Here is a 17,764-nt window from a genome sequence, read left to right on the forward strand (position 1 = left end):
CGGGAGAGAGCACCCGAATTCGGGAGAGATCGCCTCAAGGTCGGGAGAACCCAGCATCAATCCGGGAGTGCTTGACACTAGTCCGGATTCCTAACTTCTTCAATAACCGGCACTTTATCAACTAAGGTAAATCAAAATCCGGTTACAAAAGCCTTTCTATGCAAGCGATTCCCTAAAATAGACTATTTAGAAAGTTTTCCGTGCAGCGAAAAGGGGTAAACGATTAGAACTTGCACCAAAGAGATAGAAAATAGATACGAGGAGTTTAGTTACTTATGGAAGAGCGACAGGAATTAAAGAAATCATTGAAGCCACACTGGGTCTGGGCGATTGCCCTTGGTTCGTCGATTGGCTGGGGTGCGTTTGTACAGCCGACGATCTGGATGGAGGATGGCGGACCGCTCGGGGTTGTGATTGGCTTTTTGATTGGAGCGGCACTGATGATGCTGATTGCTGTCAGTTATGGATTTTTAATCAAAAGTTTTCCCGTTTCCGGCGGGGAATTTGCTTATGCCTTCATTAGTCTAGGACGGACCCATGCCTTCATATGTGGGTGGTTCCTAACCCTTGGATACATCTGCATCGTAGCCCTCAATGCATCTGCGTTTGCGTTAATGTTCAAATTTGTTTTCCCAAAAATCATTGAAAACTTGCCCCTGTATCATATTGCTGGCTGGGAAGTATATGGTGTAGAAGTGATCACTGCCATGCTTGTCTTGGTGGTGTTTGGTTTTTTAAACGTGCGTGGGACTGGGCTAACCGGCCGCATGCAATTTATCTTTTGCTGCATTATGCTGGCAGGAGTGCTCGCAATTGTCGTTTTCGTTGGGGGAAGTCCTAAAACGGAGATCGCAACGATTGCGCCATTATTTCCGACAAATACGACCTCCATTGCCGCGATCATCTCCATTGTCGCAATTGCACCATGGGCATATGTTGGATTTGATAATGTACCACAAGCAGCGGAGGAGTTCAATTTTTCGTCCAAAAAAGCATTTAGCCTGATTATCCTGGCTATTCTCGTTTCAGGAATTTTATATAGCTTAATGACGCTCGTTACAGCGATGGCCAGTCCGTGGGAAGAACTCGTTGCGGGGCATTATCTATGGGGAACGGCCGTAGCGATTAAAGATGTGATCGGAACACTTGGTATTGCACTTCTGGTGTTGGCTTTAAGTATGGGGATTTTTACCGGATTGAATGGATTTATTATTTCGTCCAGTCGCCTGTTGTTTGCCATGTCACGGGCGAAAATATTGCCAGCTATTTTTTCCAAGGTGCATGCAAAAAATGAAACACCATATGTGGGCATCATTTTCACTGTGATCATCGCCATGCTTGCCCCGTGGTTTGGGCGTGAAGCACTATTGTGGGTGGTAGACATGTCATCCATTGGCGTGTCGATTGCCTATTTCTATACGTGCTATACGGCATTTACTATCTTTAAAGGCTCGATGGATAAAAACTACAACCCGGCGAAAAATGTGATCGCCCCGGGAAAGAAATTCATTTCACTCGTTGGCATGCTGGCCAGTCTATCGTTTATCGCCTTATTATTGATACCCGGCTCACCGGCTTTCCTCGGGATCCAATCAAGAATCGCCCTGATCGCCTGGGTTGTCCTTGGCGCCATATTCTATTTGGTGAAGCGGACCGAATTTAATAAAATCCCAAAAGAAGAGTTGAATTACTTAATTCTGGGGGATAAGAAAATTGAAGTAGAGAATGAATGATGAAAAGGACAGCTCTTTGCCACGGTAGTTGATGGTGGTGAGGAGATGTTTTTTATTATCTTGGGCGAAAGGATTCTATCCACGTACATTGCGAGATGACAATAGTTGCTTTTGGACAAGCGTTGCTTTAGCCATTTCATTGTACGCAGGGGTATTCCAAGCACTATAGCTTTTCTTGACTCACTGGAATCGCAAACTGATGACAGCTGTCCCGTAATAAGAGGTATGATAAACGATAAAGATATATATAAAACGAAAAGCTAACAGAAGATATCTCCCATTAGCTTAACTGCTATCCGCTTCGAATGATTGGTTACTTATCCGTCACAGTTTCGTCTGAACAATTGCAATCACAATCTTGATGTGTTGGCGGTGTTTTCTGATTTGGATTTGGCAGCACGATCATGGTCGTTAGCCCAATAACTGCAAGTGTGTATACAAATATGGCGATACCAACAATGATTTTTTTCGATGAGTTCATGGCATCTCCCCCTAAGATTTGCCTGCTTTTATCCCAATTTTACGTTATCACATTACCTAATGCTGGGCAAGAACGGGGACTGGTATGTCTTCGGGTAAACAATCCTTAAACCTTTAATGGAATCAAGGTGACTTATTCGACCGGCTTTAGATTCTCTTCAATTTCCGCTCGACGATCCTCTAAAAATGGTGGTAAATCCAATGTTTCACCCAATGTTTCGATATCTTCGTCTGCAGTGAACCCAGGCCCGTCGGTTGCAATTTCAAATAGGATACCGTTTGATTCACGGAAATATATGCTCTTAAAGTAGAAACGATCTACAATGCCAGATGAATGGAATCCTCGTGCTTGTACTTGTTTTTCCCAGTAGGCAAGCGCTGCCTCATCCTTCACACGAATGGCTAAGTGATGAATACTGCCGCGTCCGGGCTTTTCAGCAGACCCCTCTAAATGTTTTACAATGATTTCTCCAAATACTTCTCCTTGTACGGATTGGAAAACTGCTTCATCATCCGTACGAGATACTGCCGTGTAGCCAAGCAACTCGGTTAATGTTCGTGCTAATTTATCACGCCTTCTTACAGTTATTTCCACGGAACCCATGCCTTGAATTTGATGTTCTGTGGGTATGTTTGATTTTTCCCATGATTTCCAGTGCTCCACTTTTTCCCCGTTTGATACAAGCAGCACCATGCACAGACCTTCAGGATCTTCAAAGTTTAGTGCGGGCCGGTTGGCGTACATGGTAATGTCCCCATGCTGTATGTGATACGCTTCAAAACGCGTTTTCCAATAGGTTAAGCTCGCTTCTGTTGGTACAAGCAGACCAATTCTTGTGATAGCGTTTGTACCTCGGTAGGTATGTCCGACAGGCGGGATTTCAAAGAATGTCAACGCTGTGCCTGGACTGCCTGTTTTGTCCCCGTAAAATAAGTGATACATTGATGGATCATCCTGATTGACCGTCATTTTCACACGGCGTAATCCAAGTACATCACGATAAAAACGGTTATTTTTTGTTGCATCTTTTGTAATCATGGAAATATGATGATGTCCTGAAATGGCAGGCATAAACGATTCCTCCTATGCTTCATTGTATATTCAAGCGTTTTGTTATTCCCGTTGGTTGATTCCACTTTATCGTTTAACGAACAGGAATGCAACAAAGTTATCTTGAATTCAGGATATTTGTAGATGGGTTATTTTACCTTTTTAAGGGGATACGAAATAGAGGGGGTGAGAGGTTTAAAAGTTACCAATGGGCAAGGGACTGCTCGATTCGGGGAGGATCTGCATTGACTTTGGGCGAGGTCTGCATTGAAACGTATGGAACTTGCATCCAAACGTGCGGGAATCGCCCCGAAACGTGCGAACCCCGCCCCGAAACGTGCGGGATGAAGCCTGAAACGTGCGAACCCGGCCCCGAAACGTGCGGGATCAAGTCTGAAACGTGCGAACCCCGTCCCGAAACGTGCGGGAATCGTCCCAAAACGTGCGAGCCCGCCTCGAAACGTGCGAGATCAAGTCTGAAACGTGCGAACCCCGCCTCCAAACGTGCGGGATCAGGCCTAAAACGTGCGAACCCGGCCCCGAAACGTGCGGGAATCGTCCCAAAACGTGCGAACCCCGCCTCCAAACGTGCGGGATCAGGCCTAAAACGTGCGAACCCGGCCCCGAAACGTGCGGGAATCGTCCCAAAACGTGCGAACCCGGCCCCGAAACGTGCGGGATCAAGTCTAAAACGTGCGAACCCCGCCCCAAAACGTGCGGGATCAAGTCTGAAACGTGCGAACCCCGTCCCGAAACGTGCGAGATGAAGCCCAAAACGTGCGAACCTCACCTCCAAACGTGCGGGATCAAGCCTAAAACGTGCGAGCCCCGCCCCGAAACGTGCGGGATGAAGCCTGAAACGTGCGAACCCCGCCCCGAAACGTGCGGAACCCCACTGAATGAAGTTTCATTTTATAAGTTCCGTACGATTTCCTTCACAAGATCGTCACTAGAATGTCCATTCGAGTATTGGTTCCACGTTGCTGCAAATGTGCGAATTTGTGCAAAGTCGTAATTTGCGGCTTGCATGACTTTAATTAATTGCTCGGAATTCATGACAACTGGACCGGGGACCAGCATCTCGTAATCCTCCCAAAAACCTCGTGTCTGCTGATATTCTGCCAAATCATAGGCGAAGAAGATCATTGGTCGTTCCAGTATGGCAAATTCAAAGGGGATGGAGGAGTAATCGGTAATTAAGATATCCGTTAGTACGAGTAATTTGCTGACGTCCTTCACGTCCGATACATCATAGACAACACCAGGATATTTATTATGGAAGTTATGTTTTATCGCCGGGTGCAGTCGCAGAAACAGTACATAATCATCACAAAACGCATCACAGAATTGGTCTACATCGATCGGGATGTGCGGATCTGCGTTATTATGGTCGCGAAAGGTTGGCGCATATAACACAATTTTTTTCTCTTGGGTAACAGGATATTTTCGATGGAGTACTAATTCCACGCTTTTCATTTCAATAGGGCGAAAGAAAAAATCTGTGCGTGGTATTCCGCATCGCAACATGGAAAGTTCCGGGTTGCAAAAGCTTTGTTGGAAAATGGGGGCCATCTTTTCTGATCCAATAACCACGTGGGTGATCCGCTGATAAACGGCTTTTATTCGCTTTTGAGCATTTGTTGAACGTGTTTGATAAGCGGGATCCTCCAGACCAAAACGTTTAATCGCACCGGCTGCGTGCCATAATTGGATGCACAGAACCTGTGGTTTTACTTTCATTTTGGCCAACATTCCAAGATAATTATCAACAAAAATGATGCGGGAAGTTGCTAAATGGTAAACCGAAGCAATCCATTGTGTTGGTGACTTTAAATCCAATACCTTGTGCGATGTGATGTCGGAAAAAGGAATGGCGCATTTTGGCGTTTTCACGATCACAAACGATTGACCTGTTTTCTTTTCCAGCGTGCGAATGGTATAGACGATATTATCGCCGAACGTCGCAACAAGCGTGATTTTCCGTTGTAATGGAAGGATACGAAACAGCTGAAATACCAATTGAAAAAGAAGCAGATACCCTGTGATAATCCATTCTCTAAACATGATTTTAATGAACACCTTTCTTAATACCTGTTGCTAAATGTCTCCTATCATCCTTATTATCCCTTATTGCGGCAAAAACATGATAAATGCAGCCACTTCATGACGTGAATAGTTCTTTTTTCTCATTCAATCGCAGACAAAATACCTTATACTACGTTTGATGGGCTTGCTGAAAGTGGGATTGGGAATGATACATATTTAAGCAAAAGTCTTCAGGAATCCGAACTTATACAAAATACGAGCTTTGCATTGGGTAACCCATACGAATCAAATAGGAGTGATGGCATGATCAAAAAGCTAACCATAATCAGTTTAATGCTGATGGGAATTGCATCGTTCATGGCGGCTTGTGGGACGGCAGATTCATCTAAGGATGACAGTTCAACTGATGTGCAAACGGTTGAGGCCGATGGGAAAGAACCAGAAACAGCGGGCGATGAAGAAGAAGCTGAGAAGGATGAAACAGAATCCGACGACGTATTGAACAAGGATGATGAGCAGGGAGAGGAAAACGAGGACGAAGAAGCGGACGACGAACCCGAGCAATATACCAAAGTTGACAGTGAAAACACCGACAATGGAAAGGAGGAAGATCTGAAATATTCCGAAATACACGGTTCTACGAGAGGAGATATAGAGTATGACGATACGGAGGGTTATTACATATTGCCTTTAACGGCTGGATTTTACAATTGGACTAACCAGGACGTTGTAGATAAATGGTTAGCATTTGCGTTGCCAAAAGGTGTGGAAGTTGCTGATAAGCGTGCGATGACAAACGGGGTGTTGGCCGTGGAATTGGATGATGGCCATACTGGAATTGCCGTGAAGGTCCCAAATATTCGTGGTATCGGAAGTGAGGATCATCAAGAAGTAGATATTCCGTTAACAGGTAAGCCGGATGATAATGATCCAAATTTTAACTATTATCTGCTTGAGGTGGATGGCAATAAGAGGACGTATCAGATTATATCCGAAATTGGATCTGATAATGATTTAGACTTTTCTGTGATGGAAGAGTAATCGTGAAGCTTGGGACATAATGTTTCCATTCCAGTGATTCTTTAGAGCTCCGGTCAACACCGGGGCTCTTTAAAATGGTAATGGAGTTTTAACGATGATTTTGAGTCCTTTCCGAAACATACACTTTCATAAATAAAGATAATCATTTAAAATAGGTAAAAAGACGCACAAAGGAGACACTTTCCTCATGCAGAAAGTACATAAAAAAAGCATTGTGATATGGATGATCGAAAGCATAGTTGACAAACTGCTTCTAGGTGTGATTTTGGGACTGGCATTGTATTTTCTAAGGGAATACGATGTGCTACGCAAGATTATTTACCTGACTATTATTTATGTAGGGTTGCATGTTCTCGTTCAATTGATAAGTTCCCCCGTTCGATATAAAAATAGATTGTATATGCTGGAAGAAGAGAGTTTATTCATCAATGATGGTGTGTTTATCTTATCAAAGACGGCAATACCTTTGAAGAAAGTTCAACATGTGGCAGTGGAGCAAACATTTGCCTCGCGTTTTTACGATAAGTATAGCGTACATATCTTCACCGCTGGCGATGATCATCATATAGAATTTATAAATCAGGATGATGCAGAGCAATTGCGTGATAAACTTATTAGTTATTTGAAACAGCAAAAGGTACATTTAAATGACTAGGCGAAGAGATCATGTTATCGCATTTATGTATTACAACTTTCAACTGATTCGCAACCAAATGTTTCCTTTGCTGGCACTGTTAGTCGGCTTCATCGGGGAACAAAATCGGTTCACGCTATATATTCGATTCGCTTTTTACTTTCTTGTTGTGTTTATTGTTGTGTTTTCATTTTTTAAGTGGTACAAACGTACATTTGAATTTGGTGATGATATGATCCGTATTTCAGAAGGCGTATTCACAAAAAACAGTAATGACCTCCCTTATCATCGGGTGAAGTCAATTAATATCCATGATACGCTGATGAAACGATTCTTTCATCTTGGTGATTTGCAGATCGAATTAATTGGTGGCAAAAAACACGAATTTGTTCTTCAAAATAAGGAAATCCACGAACTGAAAAAAGCGTTGTTTCCTGATATGATCCTCCATAACAAGGGAAAGAACAACATACATCATATATCTGCAACCGGCTTTTTTCTGTTATCGTTTAATAAAAATATATTATTGGCGGCCTTTCCGGTAGCTGCTGCATTGATTGCATTCGCCAGTAAACTGTATATCCGCTTCAATGGGGAAGCCGAAAAGCAGAATCCATCTGGGATAATCGGGGTCGCTAAGGAGACGAATTGGTTTGCTATTCATACGTTTCTAATGCTTGGTTCCGTCATGTTGTTTATGGTGGTGGTCACGTATTTCTTTTCGTTTATTTATATTTTCTTTGCGTATGGCAGATTTCGGATTGATCATGACAAAACAACTATTTCGATTGAACGAGGCCTTCTAAATCGGAAACAATATCATATTCCACGTGAGAGCATTCGCTCCGTTCGGATTGTTGAACCATTGTTTGCTCGTTTGTTTGGCTATGCTGAATTGGCTGTGGACACCATCGGACTTGATGAGGGAAGGACAACCTTTCATCCAATGATCAAGAAACGTGACATTCCTCATTATTTAAATGAATATACGCCGGAATTTCAGACACAATTGTTTGATCACCGTCCAGATAAGCAATCATTATTTGTGTTCGTCATGAAACCGGCAGTGCCGATCATTATTTTGTCGCTCGGCTTAGCCTGGCTTCATCCTGGTTTAGGAAGGGTTATTTGTCTGGTGCCAGTTGCAATGTTCAGCGGTTATTTAAAATGGAAGCACGCAGGAATAACATTTAACGGCGCCTTTATTGCAGTTCGATATGTCACATTATTTACAAAAAACACGGTGATCGGATTAAAAAAATTTGTACAAACCAATACTGTAGAGCAGAGCATTTTTATGCAAAAGCGGGATGTGTATCATTATTCGTTTTCCCTTTATTCGGAGATGACAAATGAGTCTTATTGTTGCAAGTATGTACCTGGAGATAGTAAAAGGGAATTTGTTCATTATGTTGTTGAGGAAAATTAAAAGAAGGGTGTTACCTTAACATAAAAACAGAACAAACGCTTCACCTTTTCTATTAATTTACCGGCAAGTTGTGATAAAATATAAAGCAACTACAAAGGTATAGTGGGCGGTTGGCCATCCTTCCTTGACCCTTAAGTCATGCAATATGCTTAAGGAGAGAAGGTGGCAGGATGACGACATATAAAGTATTAAGTCTGCTAGCGCAATTTGGATTATTACAAATAGCCATGCTGACGTTAATTTTTATGACTGTCGTTTACCTGATAAAAAAAGTAACCGCTCATCCACCAAGGTCAGCGATTACTTCAATGTAAGGCATAATTTTAAACTGGTCAACTGCTCTTTATGCAGTAAGTAGTTGTCAGTACTGTGTAGTTGACGCTACTCAATATACTGTCAAACGGAGAAATGCAGTTAATCCAAAAAAAGTCCCTGTGGGTAATTACATACCAAATGGCGACATTTTCCACTAAACATTATTCCGGTTAAAGTCATTCTTGATTTTGGTTGTGGAGATCCCAACTGTTCGCGGCAAGTATACTACCTCGCAATATTCCGTTAAAAAGTCGAACTTACCTTTCCAGTCATCACCCATTACGAACACATCGATATCATATTTCAGCACATCATCCGCCTTTTGTTCCCAGGCGTTCTCTGGAATAACTTTATCTACATAACGAACGGCTTCCAAGATAACTTTGCGCTGTTCAAAGCTGTAATACGCACGCTTATGTTTCATCTCATTAAACGCATCCGAAGAAATAGCAACAATCAGGTAGTCACCATATTCCTTGGCCCGGCGCAATAAATTGATATGTCCTGTATGAAGCAGATCAAAAGTTCCGTATGTGATTACTTTTTTCATGGGAATTACCTCCGAGATGTATTTCGTTTGTTGCCTTATTATATGAAAGTTGTCAGGTTATATTTACCCATGAAAAAATATCATATTCGTTACTTGAAAAGTTTCGTTTATTGCTCTTCCAATTTCCCAATGCAGCTTCATTCTTCGCGAAATGCTATTTAAAAAGACCAGTTCCTTTATCAAAACATCGACAGATCGACTGCCTCAGCCATTTTCTCATATCCCTTGTCATTCGGATGCAAATGGTCTCCAGAATCTAATTCAGGCCGGAATCGTTCTGGTTCTTCCGGGTCCTGCAATGCCTTATCAAAATCAATCACGCCATCAAAATTACCGCTCGTACGAATCCAATCATTTACCTTCTGCCTGGTCTGTTCCCCAGCTTCTGTATACATACCCGAGTCCTTGAAGGGTGTCAGTGTTGCACCATAAATTTTAATTCCTTTCTTATGTGCAGTATCGATAATTTCCTTCATCCGTGCAATAGTTTTCACTGCAGGATACTCAGGATGATGCCGTATATCATTGAGGCCGGCATGCAAGATGACAGATTCTATTCCTGACTGGCTAAACACATCGCGGTCAAGCCTCGCTAACACATGCTCTCCCTTATCAGAAGGGCTATTGAGTATTTGATTGGCAGAAATCCCTGCATTCAATACGGACAAATAGGCTTTTGGATTTTCATCCTTGAACCGTTTTGCCAGATAGTCCGGCCATCGGTGGTCCTCGTTTAATGTAGAATAATTTCCATTGGCAATCGAACTCCCAACAACAGCAACTGCCCCATCGATAGACGACTCAGGTTTAACATCAACCCCATCCAGCCAGAACCACGCTTCTTCATCCTTGTCAAAAGGGGAAGCGTTAGTCGAGGCAGTATGGTTGCCTGAAGCTATATAGCTTGTTTGTATGGAATGCGGATGCCAAGAGGTTGGACCAGTGGCGTCTTTTACATATACACTTACAGCGAGTTTCTCTTCACTGCTCACATCAAGGTCGATCGGATCACTGAAGGCTCGCTTGCCTTGTGGAATGGTCACCTTTTCATCTCCTCCAAAGGTAAGCTGCTTATCCGTTTCCGAAACATTTTCTGCTCCATTTTTTGAAACGGCCACATGCACTTGGTCAATCGTCAATGCATTGGATCCAAACATATTGGATAAACGAATTCGCATTTTCTTCCCATCGATATGCGGTTTGAGGATAAATCGCAATGTCTGATTTTGAAATCCTTCCGAGGAAACACCATCTTTTAATGGCGTTTGAAGACTTGCTGTCCATGCAGCTATCCAATCGTCTTTCTTAGGTTTTTCTATATTTGTGCTTTTTATTTTGGGTTCTTCTTCATTTATGGGATTCCACCCTGTTGTATTGATGATGGTCAAGAGGATGGTTGCGAATATGACAATGTATAATAAGCGTTTCATTTATTCCTCGCCTTTCTTAATTGGATAGAGATATTTTACATAATATAATATATTAGACTGAATTTGAGTTTCTAAAACATATATATTTTGGAAGGAGGATCAGTCATTTAAATACTTCGAATGAAAAGCGATGTTTTGAATGGTTGTTTTAGATGAATTTCTTAAAAAAGAGCGAAAAACCCCTCCATGTTATGTTGGAATTTGATTTGATCAGGTTAACATGAGTTCGGCGATACGTAGGACATTAAGAAAACATCAGGTTAATAAAGAACACTTCTTTTCATTGAAAAGAAGTGTTCTTGTTCATAACTTTATCTCTGATCCACCGTTTGATATTGTTCCTCTTCTTCTTTATAAAATGTGCTGATCAGTATTTTGCTCGCATTCCCTGTAGAGTATTGGTTCCATTGATTGGCGAAGTCTTTTACACGATTCATATCAAAAATTTCGTTCTTGATAACGTCGATGATATCATCCGTCTTTGTTACCACAGGGCCTGGTACGAGTGTCTCGTAATCCTCCCAAAATCCACGTGCTTGTTCATACTTTTCTAGATCATAAGCGAAGAAAATCATTGGACGTTCCAATAAAGCAAATTCGAACGGAATCGAGGAGTAATCCGTGATCAGAATATCTGTCACTAGTAACAGATGGTTGACATCCGTAATATCTGATCCGTCATAAACAAAATCAGTATAATTGTTGACAAAAGCATGTTTAATTGCTGGGTGCAATCGGAGGAACAAGACATATTCTTCATGGAAGTGCTGATAGAGTCGCTCTATATCAAGCGCAATCGTAGCATTATCCAGTTGATCATCACGATATGTTGGTGCATAAAGGATAACTTTTTTCTGATTAATTATTGGATATAATTGCCGTATTGTTTGCTCGACGTTCTTGCGTTCTTCTTTATCATAAAATAAATCCGTTCGTGGTATCCCACTGCGTAATATGGCGTTATTGGAAAGTCCGAAGCTTTCTTTAAATATCTCTGCCATTTTCTCGGAACCAACCACAACATGAGTAAATCGGTTGTAAACCTTCTGAAAACGTTCATGTGCACGACTGGATCGATTGGTGATAGAGTGGTCCTTTAACCCAAACTGTTTAATTGCTCCAGCCGCATGCCACAGCTGAATACATTGGACATTCGCTTTAAAGTCTGTCACCGCCAAAAATCCAAAATAGTTATCTATAAATATTTTATCCGCTGTAGCTAGATGATAGATCGATTGAAGCCATTGAACCAGATTACCAGGGTTAAAATTTAGTATGTGGGCGGTTATTTGTTCAAAGTTTCCTTTGCACTGGGAGGTTTTAAGAATAATAGCAGGTTCATCTGTTTGTTTTTCCAGTTCGTTTAGCGTATACAAAATATTATCCCCAAACGAAGCAACGAACACCGTTTTCTTCTTTTGGGGAAAGCTTTTAAAAACGTCGAACAATAAACGGAAAACAAACAAATATATGGTGATTGTCAGTTCTCTAGCCATTCGTCGACAACTTCAAATCTTTTTTGATCTTTGTTGTTGATATTCCGACTGTCCGTGGCAAATAAACGACTTTACAATATTCGCTAAGAAAGTCGAATTTACCTTCCCAGTCGTCTCCCATGACAAAGGTATTGATATTATGTTTTTGAACATCCTGCACCTTCTGTTCCCAATTATCTTCCGGGATCACTTCATCTACATAGCGGATAGCTTCAAGAATAGCTTTGCGCTGCTCAAATGAGTAGTATGCTTTTTTACCTTTTATTGCATTAAATTCATCCGAGGAAATAGCGACGATCAAGTAGTCACCGTATTCTTTCGCACGGCGCAATATATTGATATGACCAGTGTGAAGTAAGTCAAATGTTCCGTATGTGATTACTTTTTTCATTGATATACCTCCGAGTATGAACACAATTTTTACAATCATTAACAAGATGGTATTCAGTTATTGAAAAACTATACTTAGTATACTATGAAAAACGGAGAATAGAAACCCCCTCTAGAAATTGAAGTTTCTGGATTAACTTATATGGAAAGATAAAACAAATGAGGATCTTTTTATAATAAGATAGACCTTATAAATCAATAACAGCGCTATTTTTAATGATTTAATAGGTCACTTTTTCACTTGACTAATCATCACGATAACTAAAAAAGTAATCTCAGAATGTAATAGTACCAGGTACTAATATAGTGTGCAGTGGAACAACCAGCACACCAATAAGTATGCCGGTTGTTATTTAAACATTGATAAATCGATTATTTTAGCCATTTTCTTGTATCCCTTATCATTCGGATGGAAATGATCCCCTTCATCATATTCAGGTAGGAATTGTTCCGGCGCTTCTGGGTCCGACAGTGCTTTATCAAAGTCAATTACTCCGTCAAATTCGCCACTTGAGCGAATCCAATGATTTATCTTCTGTCTTGTTCGTTCCCCTTCAGCTGTATATTTTCCAGAATCCTTAAAAGGTGTTAGTGTTGCCCCGTAAATTTTCAGCCCTTTCTTATGGGTAACATCGATTACCTTCTTCATGCGTTTAATTAAATTTTCTGCAGGATACTCGGGATGATATCTAATATCATTAATTCCGGCATGTAAGATAATAGATTCTATTCCAGACTGGTTGAATACATCATGATCAAGTCTTGCCAGCACATGTTCACCTTTTTCCGTTTTTAGCAATTGATTTGCAGAAATTCCAGCATTTAATACGGACAGATGAGCTTGTGACTTTTTTTTATTAAATCTTTTTGACAAATAATCTGGCCATCGGCGGTTCTTATCTAATGTAGAATGATTTCCATTTGCTATCGAATCCCCAACAACTGCAACTGCTCCATCTATAGATGATGTAGGCTTAACATCGATCCCATCCAGCCAAAACCACGCTTCTTTTCCCTTATCAAAATTTGAAGCATCAGATGTTGCAGCGTGGTTACCGGAAGCGATATAACTTGTTTGTAGGGAATGTGGATGCCATGAAGCTGGACCAGTTGAATCCTTAACGTATACACTGATAGAAAGTGTTTCCTCGGTATCCACTTCAAAATTAATCGGATCACTGAAAACCCGTCCACCTTTTGGAATGGTCACTTTCCCATCTCCTTTAAAGGTGAGTTGTTTCCCTGAACTAGGAATATTTTCAGCACCATTTTTCATAATCGCCACGTTTACTTGGTTAATCGTAAGTGAATTGGATCCAAATATATTGGATAAACGAATTCGCATTTTTTTCCCATCAATATGCGGTTTGACAATAAATCGTAACGTCTGATTTTTAAATCCTTCAGAAGAAATCCCATCATCGGATGGGGTCTGGAGGCTGGCTGTCCACGCGGATATCCAATCTTTTTGCGCAGCTTTTAAGCCTATAAAAGCAAAAGTAATAACTATAAACACAGCAATGCAAATGTATAGGTAGCGTCTCATTCGTTCCTCGCCTTTCTTAATAATTGCGTTTTCTTTAGTCTTTTGAAAATTAATATATTGTACTGTTTAATTTGGTCTTTTGTATAAAATAAAAATATAAAAGAGAGGATTTTTTTCTATGCTGAATTATAACACACAAAACTAACGAAATTATACTCCCTAATTTTGCTAGAATCACTTAACTCTAAACTGTTGATGCCTCTATCAGTTGAGGTGTTTTTATTTTATTTTTTAACTAATTGATCGCGACATAATACAATGCCAATAGATTCAGTAAGCTATTTTTTTGGGGAGGCCGCATTATCTTAGACAGGTTGTATAAACAATTGTAGAAAATGGGGTAATGACTACTATCTTTCCAAATTACATCGTATAAGTTATAATGTCCGTATAGTTCACTTGTTGAGGGGAACAATAGGGTACACAAACAGTAAGCCCAATCTCACTTGATTTGACGGAAAGATTTAAACGAGATTCTCGTTTAAATCCAAATTAACTTCTATATTAAGAGGTGCAATTTAATGAAAAATAAAACGGATAATAAAAAGAAAGCAAAATCAATGAGACTGTTTGATTTGCTGCCCCGTTATGTGGCTCTAAAGGTATATACAAAACGTGATAATGTACAAGGGATGTATCATAATCTAAAACAATTAAAACCCATTTATAAGAAAAATCCTCACTATTATTATCGTTTGGCAAAACTTGCTAATCGGCAAAAAAAGTGGAAGCAGTCTTTAGAGCATATTAGTATGGCTATTCAACTAACAGAAAGCAATTCTCCTAAAGAGTTTTACCTATGTAAAGCCGACTGTTTAATTCAATTAGAGGAATCGTCGAAAGCCGTATCGTGCTTAAAGGAGTATTTATCGGCTGATTCAACTAACGAACAAGTTTGGTATAAGTTGGGAAATGAATTTATTAAACTTCACCAATGGGAAGATGCAGTCAACAGCTTCGAGTCTTACCTTAAGTTGTGCCCGGAAAACTCAAGGGTTAGATTTCAGTTAGCTGAATGTTTTCGTGAATTACAAGATTATCAGCAGGCTGAAACCAATTATCAACAAGCCACGAAGAGTCTCGATCCTAAATATGATGCTCAACGTCTTGCCATCTCTTATTACTGGCTAGGCTTAATACAAATTAAGGATAATAACCCTAAACAAGCTCTTAAGTTGTTTAATAAGGTCATTAATTTTGACCGAGAATTAAATAGTCAGCGTTTTGGTATAGGCATTTTCCATGAACACTATAAGCAATGGGAATACGCAGTGGAGGAATATAAAAATCAATTGTCACAAAATTGTAAGGATGCAGAACTGAAATTTAAATTAGCTTCATTAATAGATAAGAAGTTACGTATCCCTGAACAAGCCCTAAAGCTTTATAAAGAGGCTTTGGAATTTGATAAAGTCCGTTCGCCGTGGCACTACGCACTAGCCAACTGTTATGAACAATTAAAGGATTATTCAAATGCGGTTAAATGGTACGAAAGCGCCATTGCACGACAACAAAAACATCGCCCTGGAAACTACAGACGATTAGGCTTTGTTCTGGAACAGCTTGAAAGAACTGGGGAATCCACAATAGCATACAGGGAAGCCAAGCTTTTTGATAATCCCAGCACCATTGATCAGAACTTTTATAAAAAAAATATCACTAACGCTAAAGTTCGCTATGCTATAAGTTATGAGCATTATTCCGTAAACGATAAGATGATTTTTTATGAAAGTATGGGTGGTACTCGAATGATGGATAGCCCCTATGCGGTTTTTGAGTATATTGTGAATGATAATGACTTTAAAAATTACATCCATGTATGGGTAGTGAACTCTTTTCAAGTAATACCTAATGAAATCAGATCTATGAATAACATAATATTCGTGAAAAAAGGGTCTGATGCATACTTTAAATATATTAGTAGCGCTAAATACCTTATATGCAACTCAACATTTGATCCTTACGTTGTGCGTAAGCCCGAGCAACTTTATTTGCAGACAAGCCATGGAATATTTTACAAAACAGTTGGTCGTGATAGTGCAAGTTCACCGGTCGGTGTCGCGGGGAGCACCCGTAACTTATTGCAAGCAACTCATATTATCGTGCCTAATGAATATATGGCCGAAAAACAGCCAAAAAGTTATTCAATAAAAGGTATAAATTATGGAGAAATTGCTAAGATTGGCTATCCGCGTATTGACGTAACACTCAATATTACGAATGATGCTAAGCGTCGAATCATATCTAAATTAGGAATTGACACATCAAAAAAGATCGTTGTTTATGCACCAACGTGGCGAGGGACAAAGTCTGACAGTAAATTTGATTCAACCAAATTGATTCATGACTTAAAAATGTTGTCGGACTTGAATGTGAACGTTGTATTTCGTGGGCATCCAATATCAAATCGTCTGCTAAAGGAAGTGGAACTTCCAAAGAATATAATCGTCCCATCACCGGATATTCTAACTAATGAACTGTTGGGACTGGCTGACATACTTATCAGTGACTATTCGAGTGTGTTCTTTGACTTTTTGGTGACAGAACGTCCAATTATTCATTACCTCTATGATGTGGATGATTATACAAAAGAACGTGGCCTAAACCTAAATGAGGATGAATTGCCTGGGAGTGTGGCAAAAACCAGCAAACAATTGGTATCTGTAATTGAGGACAAACTTCGATATGACAAACCTAGTTCGCATTACTTAACTGCAAAAAGCAGATTTTGCCCTTATGATGATGGCAAATCCACTGAACGGATTGTAAATTGGTTTTTTTATGGCGATAACCGTAATATAAGGTTTGTCGATCGGGAAAAAGCTGTTAGATCCTGCCTCTTTTTGGGTGGTATGTTAAGTGATCAATCAGGAATCCTCAATCTCGTCAATAAACTTAATTACCTTAAGCAAAATGACAGTATCGTTTCTATAATGTTGAAGAAGTCTTTGTCGAAGGATAAAGATAGGTTAAGAATGTTGGAAATGCTAAACTCAGATATTAACCTTATAGCACATGACAAGAACATGCCAACAACGCTTGAAGAAGCTTCTGCAATTAACTATTTTCAATCTCACGGAAAGTTTATCGGTCAAGAAATGGAGGTCTATTATAAGCGGGCATATAAGCGAGAAGCTAGACGACTATTTGGTGATAGCCAGTTTGATCAAGTTTTTAATTATGAAACCAATTCTGATTACTGGAATGCCTTACGAGAGAATATTCCGACGACTAATGCTTTAGATTTGTGATGTTGTATTATGGAAATATTCTTCATCGTGGTAGACTATACTAACAATGTTTATTCCTTTCAAATCAAGATTGTCGGGTTTCCAACGAATCCAACTAAATTAATCATATATAAAATCCCCATCTAGATAGATGAGGATTTTACTTTGACTTCCCATCAAATTACACAAATCTTTTTCCAATGCATTGATGAACACTACCAATATATTTATAAAAGGGGGGAGATACTTATCCATCATTCGAATTCAATGTAATTTATGTGTAAGAAATTTTTTAGACTTTTTATATATTTTGATCTAGTATTTGGACAATTAATGCACCAGGAGAGAATTTAGATTACTTAAAATTAAGAATGGCGGGGATCGCTAAGGAAT

The 17,764-nt window shown here is 40.0% G+C and carries 15 protein-coding genes; 7 read left to right on the forward strand and 8 right to left on the reverse strand.

What is annotated here, in order from left to right; genetic code table 11:
• Positions 1-275 precede the first annotated feature (275 nt).
• The gene (locus WMZ97_RS06510; RefSeq protein ID WP_343271275.1) at positions 276-1,733 is read left to right on the forward strand and encodes an APC family permease; all 1,458 of its coding nucleotides are present in this window, start codon (positions 276-278) and stop codon (positions 1,731-1,733) included.
• A 313-nt stretch (positions 1,734-2,046) separates the two neighbouring features.
• Here the strand turns inward: WMZ97_RS06510 and WMZ97_RS06515 are convergent, their stop codons facing one another.
• Together WMZ97_RS06515 and WMZ97_RS06520 are read right to left on the reverse strand one after the other, a co-directional pair.
• Positions 2,047-2,214: a hypothetical protein gene (locus tag WMZ97_RS06515; protein WP_343271276.1), complete on the reverse strand. Its 168-nt coding sequence runs from the start codon at positions 2,212-2,214 to the stop codon at positions 2,047-2,049.
• A gap of 132 nt (positions 2,215-2,346) precedes the next feature.
• Positions 2,347-3,285 carry a ring-cleaving dioxygenase gene (locus WMZ97_RS06520; protein ID WP_343271277.1) on the reverse strand — a complete coding sequence of 313 codons (939 nt, stop codon included), beginning with the start codon at positions 3,283-3,285 and terminating at the stop codon, positions 2,347-2,349.
• Between the two features lie 224 nt (positions 3,286-3,509).
• On the opposite strand from WMZ97_RS06520, the gene WMZ97_RS06525 reads away from it, so the two are divergent.
• The gene (locus tag WMZ97_RS06525; RefSeq protein ID WP_343271278.1) at positions 3,510-4,031 is read left to right on the forward strand and encodes a hypothetical protein; all 522 of its coding nucleotides are present in this window, start codon (positions 3,510-3,512) and stop codon (positions 4,029-4,031) included.
• Positions 4,032-4,176: 145 nt separating this feature from the next.
• Here WMZ97_RS06525 and WMZ97_RS06530 read toward each other — a convergent pair whose 3' ends face one another.
• The gene (locus tag WMZ97_RS06530) at positions 4,177-5,328 is read right to left on the reverse strand and encodes a CDP-glycerol glycerophosphotransferase family protein (RefSeq protein ID WP_343271279.1); all 1,152 of its coding nucleotides are present in this window, start codon (positions 5,326-5,328) and stop codon (positions 4,177-4,179) included.
• 285 nt (positions 5,329-5,613) lie between these two features.
• On the opposite strand from WMZ97_RS06530, the gene WMZ97_RS06535 reads away from it, so the two are divergent.
• From WMZ97_RS06535 to WMZ97_RS06550, 4 genes are all read left to right on the forward strand, one after another.
• Positions 5,614-6,351, forward strand: a complete 738-nt coding sequence (locus WMZ97_RS06535; protein ID WP_343271280.1) for a hypothetical protein — start codon at positions 5,614-5,616, stop codon at positions 6,349-6,351.
• Positions 6,352-6,538: 187 nt separating this feature from the next.
• Positions 6,539-7,006: a PH domain-containing protein gene (locus WMZ97_RS06540; RefSeq protein WP_343271281.1), complete on the forward strand. Its 468-nt coding sequence runs from the start codon at positions 6,539-6,541 to the stop codon at positions 7,004-7,006.
• Positions 6,999-8,414 (forward strand): PH domain-containing protein, encoded by a 1,416-nt coding sequence (locus WMZ97_RS06545; RefSeq protein ID WP_343271282.1) that lies wholly within the window; start codon positions 6,999-7,001, stop codon positions 8,412-8,414. The genes WMZ97_RS06540 and WMZ97_RS06545 overlap by 8 nt, the downstream gene beginning before the upstream one ends.
• Positions 8,415-8,584: 170 nt before the next feature.
• Positions 8,585-8,728, forward strand: coding sequence for a putative holin-like toxin (locus tag WMZ97_RS06550; protein ID WP_343271283.1), 144 nt, complete (start codon positions 8,585-8,587; stop codon positions 8,726-8,728).
• A 155-nt stretch (positions 8,729-8,883) separates the two neighbouring features.
• Here WMZ97_RS06550 and tagD (WMZ97_RS06555) read toward each other — a convergent pair whose 3' ends face one another.
• From tagD (WMZ97_RS06555) to WMZ97_RS06575, 5 genes are all read right to left on the reverse strand, one after another.
• The gene (gene tagD / locus WMZ97_RS06555; RefSeq protein WP_343271284.1) at positions 8,884-9,279 is read right to left on the reverse strand and encodes a glycerol-3-phosphate cytidylyltransferase; all 396 of its coding nucleotides are present in this window, start codon (positions 9,277-9,279) and stop codon (positions 8,884-8,886) included.
• Positions 9,280-9,458: 179 nt separating this feature from the next.
• On the reverse strand, positions 9,459-10,709 hold the full coding sequence (locus tag WMZ97_RS06560; RefSeq protein WP_343271285.1) for an SGNH/GDSL hydrolase family protein: 1,251 nt from the start codon (positions 10,707-10,709) through the stop codon (positions 9,459-9,461).
• Between the two features lie 311 nt (positions 10,710-11,020).
• Positions 11,021-12,205 carry a CDP-glycerol glycerophosphotransferase family protein gene (locus tag WMZ97_RS06565; protein ID WP_343271286.1) on the reverse strand — a complete coding sequence of 395 codons (1,185 nt, stop codon included), beginning with the start codon at positions 12,203-12,205 and terminating at the stop codon, positions 11,021-11,023.
• Positions 12,198-12,596 (reverse strand): glycerol-3-phosphate cytidylyltransferase, encoded by a 399-nt coding sequence (tagD, locus tag WMZ97_RS06570; RefSeq protein WP_343271287.1) that lies wholly within the window; start codon positions 12,594-12,596, stop codon positions 12,198-12,200. Before tagD (WMZ97_RS06570) ends, WMZ97_RS06565 begins: the two co-directional genes overlap by 8 nt.
• 348 nt (positions 12,597-12,944) lie before the next feature.
• Positions 12,945-14,141 carry an SGNH/GDSL hydrolase family protein gene (locus WMZ97_RS06575; protein ID WP_343271288.1) on the reverse strand — a complete coding sequence of 399 codons (1,197 nt, stop codon included), beginning with the start codon at positions 14,139-14,141 and terminating at the stop codon, positions 12,945-12,947.
• Between the two features lie 521 nt (positions 14,142-14,662).
• On the opposite strand from WMZ97_RS06575, the gene WMZ97_RS06580 reads away from it, so the two are divergent.
• Positions 14,663-17,392, forward strand: coding sequence for a CDP-glycerol glycerophosphotransferase family protein (locus WMZ97_RS06580; RefSeq protein WP_343271289.1), 2,730 nt, complete (start codon positions 14,663-14,665; stop codon positions 17,390-17,392).
• Positions 17,393-17,764 lie beyond the last annotated feature (372 nt).

The organism is Lentibacillus songyuanensis (genome assembly GCF_039548255.1).
Lineage (GTDB): Bacteria > Bacillota > Bacilli > Bacillales > Amphibacillaceae > Lentibacillus_C > Lentibacillus_C songyuanensis.